The organism is Luteimonas mephitis DSM 12574, assembly GCF_000422305.1.
GTDB lineage: Bacteria > Pseudomonadota > Gammaproteobacteria > Xanthomonadales > Xanthomonadaceae > Luteimonas > Luteimonas mephitis.
On sequence record NZ_AULN01000019.1, the window covers coordinates 53,977 to 73,234 of the forward strand.

Annotated in this window: 22 protein-coding genes; 4 read left to right on the top strand and 18 right to left on the bottom strand. The window is 69.0% G+C overall.

Annotated features, from left to right (window positions below; genetic code table 11):
- Positions 1-306: 306 nt before the first annotated feature.
- On the bottom strand, positions 307-2,202 hold the full coding sequence (gene ftsH / locus H570_RS0109180) for an ATP-dependent zinc metalloprotease FtsH (protein WP_027080478.1): 1,896 nt from the start codon (positions 2,200-2,202) through the stop codon (positions 307-309).
- A 30-nt stretch (positions 2,203-2,232) separates the two neighbouring features.
- Positions 2,233-2,880, bottom strand: coding sequence for a 23S rRNA (uridine(2552)-2'-O)-methyltransferase RlmE (gene rlmE / locus H570_RS0109185; RefSeq protein WP_027080479.1), 648 nt, complete (start codon positions 2,878-2,880; stop codon positions 2,233-2,235).
- 95 nt (positions 2,881-2,975) lie between these two features.
- On the opposite strand from rlmE, the gene yhbY reads away from it, so the two are divergent.
- Both yhbY and H570_RS0109195 read left to right on the top strand, forming a co-directional pair.
- Entirely contained in the window at positions 2,976-3,287 is a 312-nt protein-coding gene (gene yhbY / locus H570_RS0109190; RefSeq protein ID WP_027080480.1) for a ribosome assembly RNA-binding protein YhbY, read from the top strand.
- Positions 3,288-3,418: 131 nt separating this feature from the next.
- Positions 3,419-3,793 (top strand): Mth938-like domain-containing protein, encoded by a 375-nt coding sequence (locus tag H570_RS0109195; RefSeq protein ID WP_027080481.1) that lies wholly within the window; start codon positions 3,419-3,421, stop codon positions 3,791-3,793.
- Positions 3,794-3,806: 13 nt separating this feature from the next.
- Here the strand turns inward: H570_RS0109195 and H570_RS0109200 are convergent, their stop codons facing one another.
- The 4 genes from H570_RS0109200 to surE form a co-directional block, all read right to left on the bottom strand.
- Positions 3,807-4,595 carry a peptidoglycan DD-metalloendopeptidase family protein gene (locus H570_RS0109200; protein WP_027080482.1) on the bottom strand — a complete coding sequence of 263 codons (789 nt, stop codon included), beginning with the start codon at positions 4,593-4,595 and terminating at the stop codon, positions 3,807-3,809.
- Positions 4,596-4,662: 67 nt separating this feature from the next.
- Entirely contained in the window at positions 4,663-5,313 is a 651-nt protein-coding gene (locus tag H570_RS0109205; protein WP_027080483.1) for an exopolysaccharide biosynthesis protein, read from the bottom strand.
- 53 nt (positions 5,314-5,366) lie between these two features.
- A complete protein-coding gene (locus H570_RS0109210) occupies positions 5,367-6,050 on the bottom strand; it encodes a protein-L-isoaspartate(D-aspartate) O-methyltransferase (protein WP_027080484.1) in 684 nt (227 codons plus the stop codon).
- Positions 6,047-6,829, bottom strand: a complete 783-nt coding sequence (surE, locus tag H570_RS0109215) for a 5'/3'-nucleotidase SurE (RefSeq protein WP_027080485.1) — start codon at positions 6,827-6,829, stop codon at positions 6,047-6,049. Before surE ends, H570_RS0109210 begins: the two co-directional genes overlap by 4 nt.
- Before the next feature lie 110 nt (positions 6,830-6,939).
- On the opposite strand from surE, the gene H570_RS0109220 reads away from it, so the two are divergent.
- Positions 6,940-7,494, top strand: a complete 555-nt coding sequence (locus tag H570_RS0109220) for a Smr/MutS family protein (RefSeq protein ID WP_051176261.1) — start codon at positions 6,940-6,942, stop codon at positions 7,492-7,494.
- Between the two features lie 19 nt (positions 7,495-7,513).
- Here the strand turns inward: H570_RS0109220 and H570_RS0109225 are convergent, their stop codons facing one another.
- The 11 genes from H570_RS0109225 to H570_RS17030 form a co-directional block, all read right to left on the bottom strand.
- Positions 7,514-7,759, bottom strand: coding sequence for a hypothetical protein (locus H570_RS0109225; protein ID WP_156899920.1), 246 nt, complete (start codon positions 7,757-7,759; stop codon positions 7,514-7,516).
- An 87-nt stretch (positions 7,760-7,846) separates the two neighbouring features.
- Positions 7,847-8,908 carry a tRNA pseudouridine(13) synthase TruD gene (truD, locus tag H570_RS0109230; RefSeq protein ID WP_027080488.1) on the bottom strand — a complete coding sequence of 354 codons (1,062 nt, stop codon included), beginning with the start codon at positions 8,906-8,908 and terminating at the stop codon, positions 7,847-7,849.
- A gap of 261 nt (positions 8,909-9,169) precedes the next feature.
- Complete coding sequence (gene ispF, locus H570_RS0109235) at positions 9,170-9,655, bottom strand: 2-C-methyl-D-erythritol 2,4-cyclodiphosphate synthase (protein WP_027080489.1); 486 nt, start codon at positions 9,653-9,655, stop codon at positions 9,170-9,172.
- A 39-nt stretch (positions 9,656-9,694) separates the two neighbouring features.
- Positions 9,695-10,063, bottom strand: coding sequence for a type II toxin-antitoxin system PemK/MazF family toxin (locus tag H570_RS0109240; RefSeq protein WP_027080490.1), 369 nt, complete (start codon positions 10,061-10,063; stop codon positions 9,695-9,697).
- 26 nt (positions 10,064-10,089) lie between these two features.
- On the bottom strand, positions 10,090-10,800 hold the full coding sequence (gene ispD / locus H570_RS0109245; RefSeq protein ID WP_027080491.1) for a 2-C-methyl-D-erythritol 4-phosphate cytidylyltransferase: 711 nt from the start codon (positions 10,798-10,800) through the stop codon (positions 10,090-10,092).
- Entirely contained in the window at positions 10,797-11,129 is a 333-nt protein-coding gene (ftsB, locus tag H570_RS0109250; RefSeq protein ID WP_027080492.1) for a cell division protein FtsB, read from the bottom strand. Before ftsB ends, ispD begins: the two co-directional genes overlap by 4 nt.
- A gap of 11 nt (positions 11,130-11,140) precedes the next feature.
- A complete protein-coding gene (eno, locus tag H570_RS0109255) occupies positions 11,141-12,427 on the bottom strand; it encodes a phosphopyruvate hydratase (RefSeq protein WP_027080493.1) in 1,287 nt (428 codons plus the stop codon).
- A gap of 138 nt (positions 12,428-12,565) precedes the next feature.
- On the bottom strand, positions 12,566-13,396 hold the full coding sequence (gene kdsA / locus H570_RS0109260; RefSeq protein WP_027080494.1) for a 3-deoxy-8-phosphooctulonate synthase: 831 nt from the start codon (positions 13,394-13,396) through the stop codon (positions 12,566-12,568).
- A gap of 88 nt (positions 13,397-13,484) precedes the next feature.
- Complete coding sequence (locus tag H570_RS0109265; RefSeq protein WP_027080495.1) at positions 13,485-15,167, bottom strand: CTP synthase; 1,683 nt, start codon at positions 15,165-15,167, stop codon at positions 13,485-13,487.
- A gap of 118 nt (positions 15,168-15,285) precedes the next feature.
- Positions 15,286-15,681, bottom strand: coding sequence for a hypothetical protein (locus H570_RS0109270; protein ID WP_156899921.1), 396 nt, complete (start codon positions 15,679-15,681; stop codon positions 15,286-15,288).
- 184 nt (positions 15,682-15,865) lie between these two features.
- Positions 15,866-16,171, bottom strand: a complete 306-nt coding sequence (locus H570_RS17030; protein ID WP_051176262.1) for a hypothetical protein — start codon at positions 16,169-16,171, stop codon at positions 15,866-15,868.
- A 194-nt stretch (positions 16,172-16,365) separates the two neighbouring features.
- On the opposite strand from H570_RS17030, the gene parE reads away from it, so the two are divergent.
- Complete coding sequence (gene parE / locus H570_RS0109280) at positions 16,366-18,273, top strand: DNA topoisomerase IV subunit B (RefSeq protein ID WP_027080497.1); 1,908 nt, start codon at positions 16,366-16,368, stop codon at positions 18,271-18,273.
- A gap of 172 nt (positions 18,274-18,445) precedes the next feature.
- Here parE and hutG read toward each other — a convergent pair whose 3' ends face one another.
- On the bottom strand, positions 18,446-19,228 hold the full coding sequence (gene hutG, locus H570_RS0109285) for an N-formylglutamate deformylase (RefSeq protein ID WP_027080498.1): 783 nt from the start codon (positions 19,226-19,228) through the stop codon (positions 18,446-18,448).
- Positions 19,229-19,258: the final 30 nt, after the last annotated feature.

Below are 19,258 nucleotides of genomic sequence, written 5' to 3' on the forward strand. Positions count from 1 at the left end.
AGCCGTGCGATCAGTTCCGCGTGCGGGCCAGGAGCCGTGCAACCTGCCGTGCCGACGCGCCCGCGCCAGGGCGGCTTAGATCATGGCGTGCCCCTCGCGGGCACCGTGATTCCAACAAAGCACTACCCTTCAAGGGTGCGCGCGACCTGCAGGCGCGGTACTGCCGCACGAACCCTCCGAACGCACGGCGCGCTGGGCCGGGCCGGTCGGTGGCGACTTTTCAAGCGCCGGATCAAGCACCATCCTCATCCCGGCCTTCCCCTCGAAGGGGAAGGGACAAGCAAGGGATGAGCGGGAAACCTCCCGTCAGGTCTGCGCCGCGGGCCCGCCGATCGTGATCGTCTTGGGCACGTCCTTGGCCGGACCGCCCTGGCTCCAGCCCATCGGCGGCGGTGGATCCCGGTCTTCCATGATCGCGTCGATCTGCGGCACGTCGATGGTCTCGTACTCGAGCAGCAGCTTGGCCATCGCGTGCAGCTTGTCGATGTTCTCGGTGAGGATTTTCGTGGTCCGGCCGTAGGCCTTGTCGAGGATCCCGCGCACGACTTCGTCGATGCGCCGCGCGGTGTCGTCGGACACGCTCTTGTGCTGGGTGACCGAACGGCCCAGGAACACCTCGTCGTCCTCCTCGCCGTAAGCGATCGGCCCCAGTTCGTCCGACAGGCCCCACTTCGTGACCATGTTGCGCGCCATCTTGGTTGCCCGCTCGATGTCGTTGGACGCGCCGGTGGTGACCTTGTCCTCGCCGAAGATCAGCTCCTCGGCAACGCGGCCGCCATACAGCGAGCACAGCTGCGACTCGATCGCGGTGCGGTTGTAGCTGTACTTGTCGCCCTCGGGCAGGTACATGGTCACGCCCAGCGCGCGGCCGCGCGGAATGATGGTGACCTTGTAGACCGGGTCATGCTCGGGCACCAGGCGGCCGACGATGGCGTGGCCGGCCTCGTGGTAGGCGGTCAGCGTCTTCTCGTCCTCGCTCATCGCCATCGAGCGGCGCTCGGCGCCCATCATGATCTTGTCGCGCGCCTTGTCGAAGTGGTCCATGCGGACTTCCTTCGCGTTCTCGCGCGCGGCGAACAGCGCCGCCTCGTTGACCAGGTTGGCCAGGTCCGCGCCGGAGAAGCCGGGCGTGCCGCGGGCAACGATCATCGGCTCGACGTTGTCGGCCAGCGGCACCTTGCGCATGTGCACCTTCAGGATCTGCTCGCGGCCCTTGACGTCCGGCAGGCCGACCACGACCTGGCGGTCGAAGCGACCGGGGCGCAGCAGCGCGGGATCGAGCACGTCGGGACGGTTGGTCGCCGCCACCACGATCACGCCCTCGCCGCCCTCGAAACCGTCCATCTCGACCAGCAGCTGGTTGAGCGTCTGCTCGCGCTCGTCGTGGCCGCCGCCCAGGCCGGCGCCGCGATGGCGGCCCACCGCGTCGATCTCGTCGATGAAGATGATGCACGGCGCGTGCTTCTTGCCCTGTTCGAACATGTCGCGCACACGGCTGGCGCCGACGCCGACGAACATCTCGACGAAGTCGGAACCGGAAATCGAGAAGAACGGCACCTTGGCCTCGCCGGCGATGGCCTTGGCCAGCAGCGTCTTGCCGGTGCCGGGCGGGCCGACCATCAGCACGCCGCGCGGGATCTTGCCGCCGAGCTTCTGGAAGCGGGTCGGGTCGCGCAGGAATTCGACCAGTTCGGACACCTCCTCCTTGGCCTCGTCGCAGCCGGCGACGTCGGCAAAGGTGACCTTGGTCTGGTCCTCGTTGAGCAGCTTGGCGCGCGAGCGGCCGAAGGACATCGCGCCCTTGCTGCCGCCCTGCTGCATCTGCCGCATCATGAAGAACCAGAAGCCGATGATCAGCAGCACCGGCAGGAAGTTGATCAGCAGCGCCCAGATCGTCACGCCCGACTCCGGCGGGGCCTGCTTGATCGCGACGTCGTGCTTGAGCAGGTCGTCGATCAGGCGCTCATCGCGGCGCGGCGCAGTGGTTACGCCCTTGCTGCCGTCGGAGCGGGTGAACTTGATCGCGCGCTCGTCGCTGGCGATGTCCACTTCCTTGATCCGGTCGTTGCGGACGTCGGTGATGAACTGCGAGTAGATGATGTCGTCGCTGCCTGCGGCTTTCGGGCTGAAACTCTGGAACACCACCATCAGCACGACGGCGACGACCACCCAAAGCATCAGATTCTTGACCAGGTCACTCATTCGGTTCTGCTCCGCGGCAACGCCGCCACCTTACTTGATTTGTGCCAGCCGACCCTGCGCCAGCGCATAGACTTCCGGCGAACGCTTGCGCGAGGCCGCCGGCTTGCGGATCACCACCTTGGCATAGCGCCGCCGCAGCTCCCGCACGTATTCGTCGAACCCCACGCCCTGGAACAGCTTGATCAGCAGCGTGCCGCCGGGACGCAGGTGGTGGTCGGCGAAATCCATCGCCAGCTCCGCCAGGTGCATCGCCCGCGGCAGGTCGACGGCATCCACACCACTCTTATTGGGGGCCATGTCGGACAGTACAAGGTCGACCGGGGCACCCTGCAGCGTGGCTTCAAGCCTCGCCAGGACGTCATCCTCCCTGAAATCCCCATGAAGGAACTCCACCCCCGCCAGCGGCGGCATCTCCAGGATGTCCAGCGCGACCACCCGGCCCGGGTTGGCCTGGTCGAGACTGCCCAGCGCCTGCCGGACCCACTGCGACCAGCCCCCGGGCGCGGCGCCCAGGTCCACGACCACCATGCCGGGCTTGAGCAGGCGGTCGCGCTCGACCAGTTCCTCGAGCTTGTAGGCCGCGCGCGAGCGCAGCCCCTCGGCCTGCGCCTTCTTGACGTAGGGGTCGGAGAAATGCTCCTTCAGCCAGCGCTGGCTGCTCTTGCTGCGGGTGGCCATGCGAGGGGATTCCTGGTCCGGGGAAGTGCCCGGAAATCAGGGCGTTGCGGGCCGCCATGATACCCTGCGCACCTGTTCCCCACCTGATCCAGTGCATGCCAATCGTCCTGACCGCGGCCCAGAACCGTTTCCTGCGCGGGCAGGCGCACGACCTCAAGGCGATGCTGCAGGTCGGCGGCAAGGGCGTGACCGACGCGGTGGTGGCCGAAGTCGCCGCGGCGCTGGAGCACCACGAGTTGATCAAGGTGAAGATCGCCGCCACCGACCGCGAGGCCCGCGACGCGATCATCGCCAGCCTCGCCGAGCGCAGCGATGCGGCGCTGGTGCAGCGGATCGGCCACGTCGCGATCCTGTACCGGCCCAGCGAGGAGCAGCGGCGGATCGTGCTGCCAAGGGCCCGCGATTAGGGATCTGGGATTCGCGCGAACGGTTCGGCCCTTTGCGATTCATTCACGCTCCCGTGACGATTCCCTGAACCCTGGCGGCGTAGAACGCCCGGCATTGCACACTGCGAATCCAGTCCCGAATCGCGATCCCCATGCAACTGACCCTCGAACGCCCCGATTACGATTTCTTCCTGCGCGGCGCCGACGGCGCTTCCGCGCTGGTCAACGAGCGCAAGCTGGAACGCAGCTTCATCATTTCCCCGCGCACGCTCATCGAGAACTGGCCGGTCACCGACGTCACCGCGCTGGCGCCCGGCGACCTGCAGTCGCTGCTCGAACTCGAACCGGAGCTGATCCTGCTCGGCGGCGGCGCGGCCCAGGCCTTCCCGCCCCCGGCCACGATGGCGGCATGCCTGTCGCGCGGCATCGGGCTGGAAACCATGATCAACGCCGCCGCCGCGCGCACGTTCAACGTGCTGGCCAGCGAGGGCCGGCGGGTGGTGGCGGGATTCGTGCTGCGCGCCTGAGCGGCACGATTGCCTAGCGCTTGGGCAGGTAGCCCAGCGGATCCACCGGCTTGCCGTCGTGGCGGATCTCGAAGTGCAGCATGTCGCGCGCCGCGCCGCTGCGGCCCATCTCTGCGATCTGCTGCCCGGCCTTGACCACCTGGCCTTCGTTGACCAGCCGGGCGCGGTTGTGGCCGTAGGCCGAGAGCCATTCTTCGCTGTGCTTGACGATGACCAGTTCGCCATAGCCAACCAGGCCTGAGCCCGAATACACCACCACGCCATCGGCGGCCGCGCGCACTGGCTGGCCGCCGGCTCCGGCGATGTCGATGCCCTGCCGGGTCGGGTTGCCGGCGGCGTATGTGCCCACCAGCTGGCCTTCGGTGGGCCATCGCCAGGCGAACGGGCTGGCGATGGCGGTCGAGCGCGGTGGCGTCGGCGTGGTCGACGCCGGACGGGTGGTGGTGCTGTTCGGCCGCGTCGACGAACCGGCCTGCGGGCGCGGTGTCGTCGTCGAGGCGGTGCGGCGCCCGTCGCTCGGGTACAGCCGCAGCCGCTGCCCCGGGTAGATGGTGTACGGCGGCGCAATGTTGTTCCAGGTTGCAAGGTCCAGCGTGCTGAGGCCGTTGTTGGTCGCGATCCGGTACAGGTTGTCGCCGCGCTTGACCACGGTGGTGGCGCCGTACTTCGGTGTCGATGCGCGGGACCCGCCCTCGCGCACCACGGTGCTGGAGCAGGCCGCCAGTGCGAGCAGCGCCAGTGCGGCCAGGCTTGCGGCGAGGAGACGGGTCGAAGTCTTGCCGGATCGGTTCGTCGTGGTCATGCGTCTTGCGGGTCCTCGGGCTCGGGCCAACGGCGGCGGATGCATCACGGCCCGGCGAACGAAACGCTCAACCGGCCAGTCGCTGCAGCAACTCGTGCGCTGCGACACCGCCGCCGCCGATCAGGATACCGAAGTAGATGATCGTGCCCACGTTGGCCAGGTAGCCCAGCAGCACCGCGACGCCGTCGCGCTGGATCATCCCGGCCGCCAGGAACAGCAGTGCCAGCGCCGGCAGCGTGTTGCTGAACGGCACGAAGCCGAACGGTGCCATCAGCAGCAGCGCAGCCAGGATGAACGCCAGGTTGTTGAACAGGTTCTGCACGCGGCCGTTGACCAGCACGCGCAGCCGATGCGGCCGGCTGATCCGCTCCAGCCGCCGCACCCAGGCCAGGCCGCCGGTCAGCCCCGGACGCAACCTGGCGGCCGGCAGTGCCTTCACGCGCAGCCGCGCGGGCAGCCACAGCGGTCGCCCGATCAGGCGGCTGATGCCAACCAGCAGGATGGCCGCGCCGAACACGGTGCTGACGCCGGGGATCGACACCGGGATCAGGAACACCAGCGTCAGCAGCATCGTCAGCAGCAGCAATCCCTCGTCGCCGAAGACATCGAGCAGCTCGCCCAGCGTCAGGTGGTCCTCGGGCAGCGCGGCGATGATCGTGGCGAGCTGCTCGCCGAGCGAGGCACCGTCGTACTCGTTGGCCTGGTGCCGTGCGTTCATGCCGCGCTCCATGATTGTTGCGGCCGCCGGCGCGCGTGCCGTCGCCCCGACATTCAGTCGACCAGGCCGGAGAGCAGCGGCACGAACACCACCGGGGCGAGGTTGGCCTGGCTGATCACGCCGTCGGCGTCCTTGCGCAGGCACATCAGCGACTGCGCGCAGCTGCCGCCAACCGGTGCCACCAGCGTGCCGCCTGGCGCGAGCTGCGTCGCCAGCGCATCGACCAGCGCCGGCGCGGCGGCGGTGACGACGATGCCGTCGAACGGCCCGTTCTCCGGCCAGCCGATGCGACCGTCGTCATGCTTGCTGCGGATGTTGAAGCCCAGCGCGCGGAAGCGCTTGCGCGCGGTACGCAGCAGTTCGCCGATGCGTTCGACCGTGTGCACTTCCAGCCCCAGCGCGGCCAGGATCGCGGCCTGGTAGCCGGAACCGGTGCCGACCTCCAGCACCCGCGCCGGCTGCGCGCCGTTGGCGAACAGCGCCTCGGTCATCTTCGCCACCACCCACGGCTGCGAAATGGTCTGGCCGTGTCCGATCGGCAGCGCGGTGTCCTCGTACGCTCGGGTGGCCAGCGCCTCGTCGATGAACAGGTGCCGCGGCACGGTGCGGATGGCGTTGAGCACGCGTTCGTCGACGATGCCGTTCTCACGCAGGCGTTCGATCAGGCGGTCGCGCACCCGCTGCGAGGTCATGCCCATGCCGATCGCCTCGGGATGCAGGCGCATGCGCGCGGTCATGCCGCGTCCTCGCGCAGTTCGGCGGCCAGGCCGTCTACCCAGCTGGCGACCTGTTCCAGCGCCTGGTAGCGGGTCAGGTCGACGTTGATGGGGGTGATCGAGATGTGCCCGGTGCGCACGGCGTGGAAATCGGTGCCCGGGCCGCAGTCGTGTTCGGCGCCGGCCGGGCCGATCCACCACCAGTCCCGCCCGCGCGGGTCCTGCTGCGGGATGCAGGGCTCGGCGCGATGGCGGTTGCCCAGCCGCACGACCTCGAAGCCGGCCACCTCTTCCCACGGCAGGTCGGGCACGTTGACGTTGAGGATGGTGTCGGCAGGCAGCGGATCGGCGGCCAGCCGCGCAACGATCTCCACCGCGGCGCGCGCGGCGGTCTCGTAATGCTTGCCGTGGTGGTCGGCGGTGGCCAGCGACATCGCCACCGCGGGCAGGCCGAGGAAGCGCCCCTCCATCGCCGCGGCGACGGTGCCGGAATAGATGACGTCGTCGCCGAGGTTGGCGGTGTTGTTGATCCCGGACACGACGATGTCCGGCTCGTCCTCGAGCATCCCGGTGATGGCGACGTGCACGCAGTCGGTGGGCGTGCCATAGACGCGCCAGACCGTCGCTTCCTGCTGCACCACGCGCACCGGCGCGTCGAGCGTGAGGGAGTTGCTGGCGCCGGAGCGGTCGCGGTCCGGGGCGACGATCAGCACTTCGTGACCGGCATTGCGCAGCCCCTGGGCCAGGATCCGGATGCCGGGCGCATCCACACCGTCGTCGTTGCTCACAAGTACCCGCATGAACCTTTCTTCCGTGCCCCGTCGCAGTGTCGTTGCACGACATGATAGCGGATGCGCACGGCCGCCCGCCGGGCGATGCGGCGTTGCCGGCACCGCGCTAGGCTTGGCCCATGACCACACGCCGCGATCCGCCCGGGGACGGGCCTCCAGAGGACGATGCCGCGCTGTTCCGCAGCGCGATCGGACCGGTGCGCGAACTGCCGCCGGCCCCGCTGCCGCCCGCGGCGCCGAAGCCGCGGCCGGTGCCGCGCATGGCCCGGCGCGACGAGGCCGACGCGCGCAGCGAATTCCACCGGATCCTGGATGCCGGCCTGCTGGAAACCGGCGATGCGCTGCGCTACCGCCGCGACGAGGTGCCGCCGCGCGTGCTGCAGCGACTGGCGCGCGGCGACTACGCCGCGCAGGAAGAACTCGACCTGCACCACGCCGACCTGGCCCAGGCCGAATTGCTGCTGCGGGGATTCCTGAAAGCGGCGCGCGACGCGGGCGTCGCCTGCGTTCGCATCATCCACGGCAAGGGGCTGCATTCGGACAGCCGCATCCCGCCGCTGAAGAACCTCGTCGACCGGCTCCTGCGCCAGCGCGCCGACGTGCTGGCGTTCCATTCCGCGCCGGCCGCGCAAGGCGGCGGCGGCGCGGTGCTCGTCCTGCTCGCGAAGCGCTGAAGCGCCGCGCGCGTCCGCTTCAGCGGGACACGATCGATACGCGCTTCTCCGGCGGATTCACCCAATGCACGCGGACACCGCGCTGGCGGGCGATCCACTCGACTTCCGCGATGTAAGCGTCGTCGGGACGGGTACGCATCTCGGTGGTCGCGGTGCCGTTGACGGCGGCGGGCGCAACATGGGCGGACTTCGTTCCGGCGCTGGTGCAACCGGCCAGACCGACCAACAGCAGGGACACGACAGCAATACCGGGAATGGCTTTCATGGCGATTCTCCTGCCTGCCCGACGCAGGGCCCCATGCCTTGCGTCGATTTCGACTCTACGCCGGCCGTTTTCGCCGGCCAGTGCCGGTCATGCGTTTCCGACGAACGGTCGCTGGCCGCCTTGCAAATCGTGCATGGCACCCAGTTCCGCCAGCACCGTGGTGGCATAGGCGCCGGGCGGCAGGGTGAACTCGACCACCAGAGCGTCGTCGCCCTGCCACGTCCAGGCCACGGTGCCGGGCCGCAGGCGCGTCGCGCGCCGTTCCTGGCGCAGGCCGGCCGATTCCAGCCCGAGGCGCAGCGCCATCGCGGTGTCGCCGGCGAGTGCGGCTTCCTCCACCTGCCACGCGGCGCCGGCGCTGCGCAGGTCGCCCCGACCCCAGAGCGGCGCGCTGGGATGGATGTCGAAGCGCTCAATTCGCTCGGCCAGCGCCTCGCTCCACGGCTCGGGCCCGAACACGCTGCGGCTGCCATCGAGCGCCCAGACCTCCCCGTCCAGGCCCCGGTTCCAGGAACCGTCGCGGACGCGCGCGGCCAGCACCTGGTTGAACAGTTCCGAGCGCGCGGCCGACAGCAGGTAAGTGCGCTGCGCACGGGCGACGCGCTGGCCGGCGAACATCGCCAGCGCATTGCCGAGGTTGGCGCCGTCGCGGCCGAAGCGCTGCTCGCCGAAATAGTTGGGCACGCCGGCGTCGGCGATGGCCTGCAGGCGGGTCGCGATCGCGTCGCGCTCGCCGTGCACTTCACGCAGCACCAGCCGGAAGCGGTTGCCTGCCAGCGCGCCGCGCGGCAGTTTCTTCGCGTGCCAGGCGTGGCCGAGCACGCGCAGTCCCGGGGCCTGCAGCGGCTCCAAGTCGGGCAGTGGTCGTCCGGGCAGTTGCACGCTGAAGCGCTGGCGGGTGACAGCGTGGCGGTCCTTCAGGCCTGCGTAACCGACTGCCATTTCGGCAACGCCGGCCCACTGCGCGATCAGCTTCGCGGCGAAGGCAGTGTTCATGCCGCGCTTCTCGACGGTCAGCAGCAGGTGTTCGCCTTGGCCGCTGGGGAGGAAGGCGTCGATCTCTTCGACAAAGAAGTCGTCCGGGGTTGTGCGGATCGCTGCCGACAGCGCGGGTGTGCCGTGTGCGGTGGGGAGTGTTGTTTCAATCATGGGAATTTCGGGCGCTGGTGCTGGCAACAATGTGGCTTGGTCGAACAGGCGTTCGGCCTGCGGCTTCCCTTGGAAAGCGTTTGCGAAAAGCGTCGCGTATCCATGTGCGGCGCCCTGCGGGTTTTACCCGCCGGCTCCGCCGCTTCGGAGTGGCCCCGGGGAAAGCAGGAACAAGGGCAAGAGCGAAAGCCAAGGCCAAAGTCGAAACGGATACGCGCCCGGCGACCTAGGCCAGGCAACGTGTTTCGAAGCGAATCCAACCTACGTCTCGTCGCGCACCAGCAGGCACACCGCCTGCGCGGCGATGCCTTCGCCGCGGCCGATGAAGCCGAGCGACTCGCTGGTGGTGGCCTTGACGCTGATCGCGTCGATGTCGACACCCGTGTCCTGCGCGATCAGCGCGCGCATCGCACCCGCATGCGGGCCGACTTTCGGACGCTCGCAGATCACGGTGACATCGGCGTTGACGAGCTTCCAGCCGCGTTCGCGCAGCAGTGCGTCGCAATGGCGCACGAACGCGCGGCTGTCGGCACCCTTCCAGCGCGGGTCGGACGGCGGGAAGTGGCGTCCGATGTCGCCCAGGGCCAGCGCGCCGAGCATGGCATCGCACAGCGCGTGCAGCACCACGTCGCCGTCGCTGTGCGCCAGCACGCCGCGATCATGCGGCACGCGGACGCCGCCGAGCATGACGTGGTCGCCGTCGCCGAAGGCGTGGACGTCGTAACCCTGGCCGATCCTGATGTTCATGGCGGTATTGTGCCTGCGCGCGCGCACCCGCGCGCCATCTCAGCGATGGAAGGACGCCTGGAGGAAGCGCAGCGCGGCGACGATCTGGTCGACCCGCGACCCGGCGAGCGTGCCGAGGTAGTCGCCAAGCGCGTGCCGGTGGACGCTGGACACCCGGGACGCGATCACCACGCTGCGCCGCGGCAATCCGCCCTCTCCTTCTTCCAGCAGCACCACTCCGGGCTCGGAGACGCGATCGAGGTTGGTGCTCAGGGCGCACGCGACGACCGTGTCGATCCGCGAGTGGTTGAACACGTCGTCCTGGACGATCACGTGCGGATGCGCGATCGCCGGGACCGCGCCCCGCGGTTCGTCGGGTGCGATCCAGAAAATGTCGCCACGATTGACGATGCGATCGTCGGTGCGCACGCCGGGTTCCCGAACCATCGTTCCGGTCACGACCTGCGCGACAGCGCGAACTCGAATCGCGCCAGGTCGGCAGGCGTGGTGATCTTGAAGTTGTCGTCGCTGCCTTCGACCAGCAGCGGACGCTGCCCCTGCCGCTCGATCGCCATCGATTCATCGGTGACGTCGACGCCGGCGGCGCGCGCAGATTCCAGTGCACGGGTGAGCTGCAGGCGACGGAACAGCTGCGGCGTCAACGCGCGCCACAGCCGTTCGCGCGGCTCGGTGCGGTCGATCCCGCCGTCGTCGCCGGAGCGTTTGAGGGTGTCGCGCACCGGCGCTGCGAGGATCGCGCCGACCGGGTCGTTGCGGCCGCGTTCGAGCAGCTGGTCGAGATCGGCCGCCGGCAGGTTCGGGCGCGCGGCGTCGTGCACCAGCACGAAGTCGTCCGCGCGCACGCTGTCCGGCAGCGCGGCAAGGCCGGCCAGCACCGAATCGGCGCGCGCATCGCCGCCGGCGCAGGTACGCAACGGCTTGCCTTCGAACTCCCGCCAGCCCGGCCAGCGCACGTCGCCTTCGGCCAGCACCACCACCGCGCCGTGCACCTTCGGGTGCGCCAGCAGCGCACGCAGCGTGTGCGCGAGCAGCAGCTCGCCGGCAACTTCGAGATATTGCTTCGGCACGTCGCCGCCGAAGCGCGCGCCGCGCCCGGCGGCGGGCACGACCGCCCAGAGCCCGCCGCGGAGCTGGTCCGGCGTCATGGGTTGTCTTCCGTCGTCGCGTCGCCCTGGCCCGGCGCCGGCTGCCTGTCGATCACGCGGTAGAACGTCTCGCCTGGCTTGATCATGCCCAGCTCGCTGCGCGCACGCTCCTCGACCGCGGCGCCGCCGTCGGCGCTCTTGAGCTCGGCCACCTCGGCGGCAAGCGCGTCATTGCGCTGCTGCAGGCCACCGTTGTCGCGCTCCTGCTGCTCGACCTGGTGCGACAGCGCGCGCACGTCGCCGGCGCCGCCGTGCCCGAACCACAGGCGGTATTGCAGCCACGCCAGCAGCGCGAGCAGTACCAGCGCCGTGATCCGCAGCACGCGCATCGGCGGGGCCGTCAGCGCTTCAGCGACACGAATGCATCGCGGCCGGCGTAACGGGCGTCCGCGCCCAGCGCCTGCTCGATGCGCAGCAGCTGGTTGTACTTGGCCACGCGGTCGCTGCGGCACAGCGAGCCGGTCTTGATCTGGGTCGCGGTGGTGGCCACCGAGATGTCGGCGATGGTGGTGTCCTCGGTCTCGCCGGAACGATGCGAGATCACCGCGGCGTAGTTCGCCGCGTCGGCCATCGCGATGGCTTCCAGGGTTTCAGTCAGCGTGCCGATCTGGTTGACCTTGATGAGGATCGCGTTGCCCACGCCGCGCTCGATGCCGTCCCTGAAGATGCGCGGGTTGGTGACGAACAGGTCGTCGCCGACCAGCTGCACCTTGTTGCCCAGGCGCCCGGTCAGCAGCTTCCAGCCGTCCCAGTCGTCCTCGGACATGCCGTCTTCGATGGTGACGATCGGGTACTCGTTGCACCAGTTGGCGAGGAAGTCGACGAACTGTTCACTGGTCAGGCGCTTGCCCTCGCCGACGAGGTGGTACTTGCCGTTGTCGTGGAACTCGGTGGAGGCCACGTCCAGGCCAAGCAGCACGTCCTCGCCGGCGTGGTAACCGGCCTTGCCGATCGCTTCGAGGATCGTGTCGAGCGCTTCGACGTTGCTGCGCAGGTCGGGCGCGAAGCCGCCTTCGTCGCCCACTGCCGTGCTCAGGCCGTGGCCCTTGAGCACGGATTTGAGCGCGTGGAAGATCTCGGTGCCGGCACGCAGCGCCTCGGAGAACGACGCGAAGCCCACCGGCAGCACCATGAACTCCTGCAGGTCGACGTTGTTGTCGGCGTGCGCGCCGCCGTTGATGATGTTCATCATCGGCACCGGCAGCATCGGCGCGCGGTCGCCGGCGAGCAGTTTCCACAGCGGCAGCTTCTTCGATGCGGCCACCGCGTGTGCGTTTGCGAGCGAGACGCCCAGCAGCGCGTTCGCGCCCAGGCGTCCCTTGTTCTCGGTACCGTCGAGGTCGATCAGGCGCTTGTCGAGCCCGGCCTGGTCGGCGGCGTCGAAGCCCTGCAGCGCCTGCGCGATGGTCTCGTTGACGTTGGCGACCGCCTTGAGCACGCCCTTGCCGAGATAGCGGGTCCGGTCGCCGTCGCGCAGCTCCACCGCCTCCTTCGAGCCGGTGGAGGCGCCGGACGGCACCATCGCGCGGCCGAAGCTGCCATCGGCGAGCGTGACTTCGGCTTCGAGCGTGGGGTTGCCACGGGAGTCGAGGATTTCACGGGCGTGGATCTTGGCGATTGTCGTCATGGGTCTGGTCGTATCACTTGTCGAAGGGGAAAGCTGTTCTGCAGCGCATTTTTCTGGATGGACATGGATAACGCGTTCCATACCGGTTTCGCCCTGTCCGCGTTCATCCGCGGAACGCGGGGGCGTGCACGCGACCGGCTACGCCATCTCGATGAATCCGTTCTTCTTGGTGGTGCGGTCGAGTTCGAGCAGCGCTTCGAGCAGCGCCCGCATCTTCGGCAGCGGCCACGCATTCGGGCCGTCGCTGAGCGCTTCCTCCGGCCGCGGATGGGTTTCCATGAACAGTCCGCTGACGCCGACCGCGACCGCTGCGCGCGCCAGCACCGGGATGAACTCGCGCTGGCCGCCGCTGCTGCCGCCCTGCCCGCCCGGCAGCTGCACCGAGTGGGTGGCGTCGAACACGACCGGGCAGCCGGTGTCGCGCATCACCGCCAGCGAACGCATGTCGCTGACCAGGTTGTTGTAGCCGAAGCTGGCGCCGCGCTCGCAGACCATGATGTCCGGATTGCCGGTCGCCCTGGCCTTGTCGACCACCGGCTTCATTTCCCACGGCGACAGGAATTGGCCCTTCTTGATGTTCACCGGCTTGCCGGCCTTGCAGACCTTGGTGATGAAGTCGGTCTGGCGCACGAGGAAGGCCGGCGTCTGCAGCACGTCTACGACGCTCGCCACCTCGTCCATCGGCGTGTATTCGTGCACGTCGGTGAGCACGGGCACGCCGATCTGCTTCTTCACTTCGGCCAGCACCTTGAGCCCTTCCTCGAGCCCGGGGCCGCGGAAGCTGGTGCCCGAGGTGCGGTTGGCCTTGTCGAAGCTGGACTTGAAGATGAAATTGATGCCGAGCGCGGAGGTGATCTCCTTCAGCTGGCCGGCGACGTCGAGCTGCAGCTGCATCGACTCGATCACGCAGGGCCCGGCGATCAGGAAGAACGGCTGGTCGAGGCCAACGTCGAATCCGCAGAGTTTCATCGAGCGCTTCCTGTAGGAGCGCCCCATGGGCGCGAAGATTCCAGCTGCAAAGCCCATCGCGCCCATGGGGCGCTCCTTCGGAAACGACTCACGCCGACGCCTCCTTCAGCAGCTTGCCGCCGGCTTTGTGCTCGCGCGCGGCGCGGACGAAGCCGATGAACAGCGGGTGGCCGTGGCGCGGCGTGGAGAGGAATTCCGGGTGCGCCTGGCAGGCGATGAACCACGGATGGTCGGGCAGTTCCACCATTTCCACCAGCAGGTCGTCCATCGACTTGGCGCTGATCACCAACCCCGCTTCCTCCAACTGGGTGCGGTAGCGGTTGTTGAACTCGTAGCGGTGGCGGTGGCGCTCGGCCACCACGTCCTTGCCGTAGATCTCGCGCGCCTTGCTGCCCGGTTTCAGGCGCTGCTCCTGCAGGCCCAGGCGCATGGTGCCGCCCAGGTCGCTGCCTTCGCTGCGGCGCTCGATCTCGCCGGACTGCGTGCGCCACTCGGTGATCAGGCCGATCACCGGGTGCGGGGTGCGCTTGTCGTTCTCGGTGCTGTTGGCGTCCTCCAGCCCGGCGAGGTTGCGCGCCACGTCCACCACCGCCGCCTGCATGCCGTAGCAGATGCCGAAATACGGGATGCCCTGCTCGCGCGCGTACTGCGCCGTCAGCACCTTGCCCTCGAAGCCGCGGTCGCCGAAACCGCCCGGCACCAGGATGCCGTCCAGGCCTTCGAGCACCTTCGCCGCGCCGTCGCGCTCGATGTCCTGCGACTCGAGCCACTTCAGGTTCACGCGCGTGCGCTGGCGGATGCCGCCGTGCTTGAGCGCCTCGCCGACCGACTTGTAGGCGTCCTTGTGGTCGACGTATTTGCCGACGATGCCGATGGTGACTTCGTCGATCGGGTATTCGGCGGCCTCGACCACGGCCAGCCACTCGGACAGGTCGGCCGACTTCGCCGCGCGGTCGTCCAGGCGCAGGCGCTCGACCACCACCTGGTCCAGGCCCTGCGCGTGCAGCCACATCGGGATCTTGTGGATGTTGTCCAGGTCCATGACCGAGATCACGGCCTTTTCCGAGACGTTGGTGAACGAGGCGATCTTGCGGCGCTCGCCGTCGGGCAGCGGCTGCTCGCTGCGGCACAGCAGCACGTCGGGCTGGATGCCGATCGAGCGAAGTTCCTTGACCGAATGCTGGGTGGGCTTGGTTTTGAGCTCGCCGGCGGCGGCGATGAACGGCACCAGGGTCAGGTGCATGAACAGCGCCTTGTCGGGGCCGCGCTCGGTGCGGATCTGGCGGATCGCCTCCAGGAACGGCAGCGACTCGATGTCGCCGACGGTGCCGCCGATCTCCACCAGCCCCACGTCGAAGCCGTTGGTGGCGGTGTCGATGCAGCGCTTGATCTCGTCGGTGATGTGCGGGATCACCTGCACGGTCGCGCCGAGGTAGTCGCCTGCGCGCTCCTTGCGGATCACGTTCTCGTAGATCTTGCCGGCGGTGATCGAGTTCTTGCCCGACAGGCGGGTGTTGACGAAGCGCTCGTAGTGGCCGAGGTCGAGGTCGGTTTCGGCGCCGTCGTCGGTGACGTAGACCTCGCCGTGCTGGAACGGGCTCATCGTGCCCGGATCAACGTTGATGTACGGGTCGAGCTTCATCATCGTCACGCGCAAACCGCGCGCTTCGAGGATGGCGGCCAGTGAGGCCGCGGCAATGCCCTTGCCGAGGGAGGACACCACGCCGCCGGTGACGAAAACGAGCGGGGTGACGGAGCCGGGGGAAGTCATGGAATCAGCACGTCGCTGGAAATCCGCATTCTACCGGTTCAGGGCGCCCGCGGGAGCGCCGCGGCGGACAATCCGCGCGCTGGCGGCAGGCGCGACGCGAAAAATCGGCCTCCCGCCGCTATCGCGGGCCGCCGTCCGGCCTCGGGGCCAGCGGATCATCCAGCCCGGGATCGGGGCCGGGATCGACGCCCCCGCGCCGGTCGGCCACCGGATCCGGGCCGCGCGGCGGCCGCATAGCTGCGTTGTGTGCCGAGGCTGCGGCGGCATCCGCCACGTCCGCAAGCACCGCGTCACCCAAGGCGGCGCCGGCATCGCGTACGGCCGCATTCGACGGCTGGACCCGGCCGCCGGCTTTTCCCGGCGCCGTGCGGGCCGCGCGGGCTGCCTCGCGCTGGGCATCGGTCTGGAGCTGTGGCGGCAGGCTGGATCCGGCCTGCGACCATCCCCGCGGCGCCCACGCCGAGGCTGCGGCCAACAGGGCGATGGCAAGGGCGGCTGGCAACTTCTCGTTCATCACGACGACTCCCTGGCTGGCATGGCATTCCATTGCGTCCGCGCGTCCGTCGCGCCGCCGCATTGCCCCGGATGCTATCCCGGCGCCACCACGCTGGACAAACCGGCGCAACAAAAACGCCCCGGCAAGCCGGGGCGTCGAATGGGCGGAGCGGACGGCCGCTGTGGCGGCCTGGTTCTGCTCCTCAGTTCTGTTCCTCTTCCTCGGGCTCGGCAGCCTGCTGGTCCGCCTCGGATGCGCTGTCGCTGGCCTCGGCAGCCGCCTGCGCCTGGTCCTTCTGCGCGCGGCTTTCCGCCGCCCGGCCTTCCGCCGCCCGAGCGGCCTTCGGGTCGGCCCTGGTGGGCGCGGCTTCGGCCGCTGCTGCGGATTCCTGCGCCTGCTGCGCGGACTGTCCGGCCCTTGCAGCATCGGTCTGCGACTGGGCGTATGCCGCCGGGACGGCCAGTGCGGCCGCGATCATGGTGGTGAGCAGTATCTTGGAGTGCTTCATGGATCAGGTCCTCCGTACGAAATGGACGGCTGGGTGTCCAGCGTTGTTTCCGGCCTTCGCTCCCCACGGCGAGGATCGAACGCTAGCCCCACGATCCCTTCCGGCCACTGAACAACGGAGTTTTAACGGCCGCGCATCGGTAAGCTATGCACACGCTCCGCAGACCTGCGCCGAACACGAATGGCCCCACACGAATGAATGCACGCTACGACGCCGCCGACATCGAAGTCCTGTCGGGGCTGGACCCGGTCAAGCGCAGGCCGGGCATGTACACCGACACCACCCGTCCCAACCACCTCGCCCAGGAAGTCATCGACAACGCGGTCGACGAGGCGCTGGCCGGCCACGCGCGCGAGATCGAGGTGGTGCTGCACGCCGACGGCAGCTGCGAGGTGGCCGATGACGGCCGCGGCATGCCGGTGGACCTGCACCCGGAGGAGAAGATCCCGGGCGTGGAACTGATCCTCACCCGGCTGCACGCGGGCGGCAAGTTCAGCAACAAGAACTACACCTTCTCCGGCGGCCTGCACGGCGTCGGCGTCAGCGTGGTCAACGCGCTTTCGAAGCAGCTGGACGTGTACATCAAGCGCGACGGCAACGAGTACCGCATGTCGTTCGCGCACGGCGACCGCGCTTCGAAACTGGAAACCGTTGGCAGCGTGGGCAAGCGCAACACCGGCACCCGGCTGCGCTTCTGGCCGGACGCGAAATACTTCGACACCGCGAAGTTCAACCTGCGCGCCCTGCGCCACCTGTTGCGCGCCAAGGCGGTGCTCTGCCCCGGCCTGACCGTGCGCCTGTTTGACGAGGCCAGCGGCGAACGCGACCAGTGGCAGTACGCCGACGGCCTGAGCGACTACCTGCGCGGCGAGCTGGTCGACCGCGAGCTGCTGCCGCCGCGCCTGTTCGTCGGGTCGCTGAAGAAGGACACCGAAGTCGTCGACTGGGCCGCGGCCTGGGTGCCGGACGGCGAGCTGGTGCAGGAAAGCTACGTCAACCTGATCCCGACCGCGCAGCACGGCACCCACGTCAACGGCCTGCGCACCGGCTTCACTGATGCGCTGAGGGAATTCTGCGACTTCCGCAACCTGCTGCCGCGCGGGGTCAAGTTGGCGCCGGAGGACGTCTGGGACCGGGTCGCGTTCGTGCTCAGCGTCAAGATGACCGACCCGCAGTTCAGCGGCCAGACCAAGGAGCGGCTGTCGTCGCGCCAGGCCGCGGGATTCGTGGAGAACGCCGCGCACGATGCGTTCTCGCTGTGGCTGAACCAGAACGTCGAACTCGGCGAGAAGATCGCGCAGCTTGCGATCGAACGCGCCAGCGCGCGGCTCAAGACCGAAAAGCAGATCACCCGCAAGAAGGTCACCCAGGGTCCCGCCCTGCCCGGCAAGCTCGCCGACTGCATCTCGCAGGACCTGTCGCGCACCGAGCTGTTCCTGGTCGAAGGCGATTCGGCCGGCGGCAGCGCGCGCCAGGCCCGCGACAAGGACTTCCAGGCGATCCTCCCGCTGCGCGGCAAGATCCTCAACACCTGGGAGGTCGCGTCGGGCGGCGTGCTGGCATCGAACGAAGTGCATGACCTCGCCGTGGCGATCGGCTGCGACCCGGGCAAGGATGACGTGTCCGGCCTGCGCTACGGCAAGATCGTGATCCTCGCCGACGCCGACTCCGACGGCCTGCACATCGCCACCCTGCTTTCGGCGCTGTTCCTGAAGCACTTCCCGACGCTGGTGGCGGCCGGGCACGTGTTCGTGGCGATGCCGCCGCTGTTCCGCGTCGACGTGGGCAAGCAGGTGTTCTACGCGCTGGACGAAGAGGAAAAGCGCCTGCTGCTGGAGAAGATCGAGCGCGAAAAGGGCGACCGCAAGAAGGGCATGTCCGGCGCAGTCAACGTGACCCGCTTCAAGGGCCTTGGCGAGATGAATCCCTCGCAGCTGCGCGAATCGACCATCCACCCCGACACCCGCCGGCTGGTGCAGCTGACCATCGACGACGCCGACCAGACCCGCTCGCTGATGGACATGCTGCTGGCGAAGAAGCGCGCGGGCGATCGCAAGGCGTGGCTCGAAGCCAAGGGCGACCTGGCAACGCTGGAGGTATAGCCCGGCCATCGCCGCGCCGTGGCGCTGGTCCCGCTCCTCCACGCTGGGAAGATCCGTCCAGCGCGGCGCGGCTCGAAGCCAGGGGTGGCCCGGCAATGCTGGAAACCCTGGCGCACGCCACCGCTGCGGCGCCTGCTCCGGGCCCGCCGCGCGAAGCGGCCTGCCTGGCCGCTCAGCCTTCCTGCACGGCCGCTTCCAGCAGCCTGCGGACAAGCGCCTGGACGCGCGCAGCCTTGCCTTCGTCGTAGGCGTATGAATCCTCGTCCATGTAGGCGCGCTGGCTGATCTCCAGCTGCACGGCATCGATGCCATTGGCCGGGTCGCCGTAATGGCGGGTGATGTGGCCGCCCTTGAAGCGGCCGTTGGCGACGAAGTCGTAGTCGCCCTGCGACGCCAGCACCCGTTCCAGCCGCGCCTGCAGCGCCGGCGTGCAGCTGGTGCCGCCGGCGGTGCCGAGGTTGAGGTCGGGCAGGCGCCCGTCGAACAGGAACGGCAGCTCGCCGCGGATCGAATGGCCTTCCCACAGCACCGCGCGGCCGTGCATGGCGCGGATCCGCGCGAGTTCGTCGCGCAAGGCGTCGTGGTAGGGGCGCCAGTAGCGGTCGACGCGGGCGCGCACTTCGGCTTCGTCCGGCTCGCCGCCCTCGAGGTACAGCGGCTCGCCGGTGAACTGCACGATCGGGCACAGGCCGGTGGTGTTCTGGCCGGGATACAGCGAGACGTCGTCTTCGGCGCGGTTGAGGTCGACCACGTAGCGCGAGTGCAGCGGCACGATCATCGAGGCGCCGAGATCGCGCGCGAACGCGTACAGGCGCGCGATATGCCAGTCGGTGTCGGGCACTCTGCGCGCCGAACCGGTCAGCCGCGCCGCGATGTCGGCCGGCAGGCGGGTGCCGTCGTGCGGCACGCTGACCAGCAGCGGCGCGGTGCCCTGATGCAGGGTGAAGATGTCCATGCGCGAATCGTACCCCCACCCGGGATCGGT